This is a genomic window from Clostridium senegalense JC122, assembly GCF_000285575.1.
GTDB lineage: Bacteria > Bacillota > Clostridia > Clostridiales > Clostridiaceae > Clostridium_J > Clostridium_J senegalense.
Map to the genome: position 1 here is coordinate 1 of NZ_CAEV01000131.1, position 1,247 is coordinate 1,247.

General features: G+C 25.5%; 1 protein-coding gene. It reads right to left on the minus strand.

Annotated elements, in window-relative coordinates; genetic code table 11:
* Positions 1 to 345 precede the first annotated feature (345 nt).
* Positions 346 to 1,119 (minus strand): 5'/3'-nucleotidase SurE, encoded by a 774-nt coding sequence (gene surE / locus CSGHG_RS19170; protein WP_010291455.1) that lies wholly within the window; start codon positions 1,117 to 1,119, stop codon positions 346 to 348.
* Between the last annotated feature and the right edge of the window lie 128 nt (positions 1,120 to 1,247).

Sequence of the window (1,247 nt, forward strand, 5' to 3'; positions counted from 1 at the left end):
TTTGTCGTTTATCAACGACTGCTTTTTTATTTTAGCAATTTGTTTGTCATTTGTCAACAACTTTTTTAAATTTCTTTTGAACTTTTTTCAAGTTCTTGTCGTTGACGACTTATTCATAATAACATTCTTTCCTTAAGTAAATTTAATATTCATCAATTTATTATCTAAAATTAAATTATAATATCTTTTTTTCCTTTTATTTCTTTAGTTTTTCATATAATGATACACTTGGATAAGTTTACATTTACTTTTATCATATATGATGATTAGCATGATAATTTACAATAAAAAATAAGTAGCTTCTATGTCACTTTAAGCTACTTATTTTAAAATAAAAACCAACATTTATATAAGTTTTTCTTCTATTTCATATAAAATTTTAAAATTTGTTAAATCATAATGTAGTGGAGTTATAGTTATATACCCATTTTCTATATTTAATACATCAGTGTCCGCTTCATTATTCTTTATAGGTGTTCCACTTATATTTATGCTTTTACTTCCATCTTCATTTAAAGTCTCAACATATAAATTGTCATATTTTTTCTCCCCCATTTTTGAAACTTTAAACTCATAATTCTTTTTTAAATTTACACTCTTTAGAGATGGAAAGTTTACATTTAAAACTAAATCATTTTTCAGTGGAGATTTTTCTAATTTTTCAATCAAATCTTTAGCTATTTTCGCACATTCTTTATATGATCCACTATTCCCATCACATGAAAAAGCAATGGATGGTATTTTTAATATAGCTGCCTCTATAGCCGCTGAAACTGTGCCTGAATATAATATATCTGTTCCTAAATTAAAACCATTATTTATTCCTGATATAACCATATCAACTTTTCCATCCATAATCTTATTCACTCCAACTCTTGTACAATCTGCAGGAGTTCCACTTATACTAAATGCTCTTGATTTAATACCCTCTAATTTTTCTTCCTTTATTATTAATGGTTTATCTATAGTTATTGAATGACTTGTGGCACTTTTTTGACAATTCGGTGCAACAATACATATAGAATAGTGTTTTTCAAGTTCTTTAGCAAGCTCTATTATTCCATTTGCAAATACTCCATCATCATTTGTTATCAATATTTTCATATCTCTATTTTCCACATATATCCCACCTATCTTATATTTTAACTTTAATTGTATAATAAGCACTTATATAGTCTTTTAAAATCTAACATTTCTCATTATAAATATAAAAAAAAGCAGTTCTTTCGAACTGCTATGGTGGAGAT